At 45.9% G+C, this 281-nt stretch carries 1 rRNA gene; it reads left to right on the forward strand.

The annotated features are described in order from the left end of the window. Positions 1-281: ribosomal RNA gene (locus H5089_RS20115) — 23S ribosomal RNA — on the forward strand; the annotation flags it as partial.

Here is a 281-nt window from a genome sequence, read left to right on the forward strand (position 1 = left end):
AAACAGATTAATATTTCTGTACTCGATATAATTGCGATGGGGGGACGGAGCAGGCTAAACAAGCATGGCGTTGGTAGTCCATGTGAAAGTGAGTAGGTTGGCGACTTAGGTAAATCCGGGTTGCTATTAAGACTGAGACACGAGACGAGTCACTAAGGTGATGAAGTTGTTGATGCCATACTTCCAGGAAAAGCCTCTAAGCTTCAGATTATATGGAATCGTACCCCAAACCGACACAGGTGGTCAGGTAGAGAATACTAAGGCGCTTGAGAGAACTCGGG

Source organism: Pseudoalteromonas sp. SR45-1 (genome assembly GCF_014163655.1).
GTDB lineage: Bacteria > Pseudomonadota > Gammaproteobacteria > Enterobacterales > Alteromonadaceae > Pseudoalteromonas > Pseudoalteromonas distincta.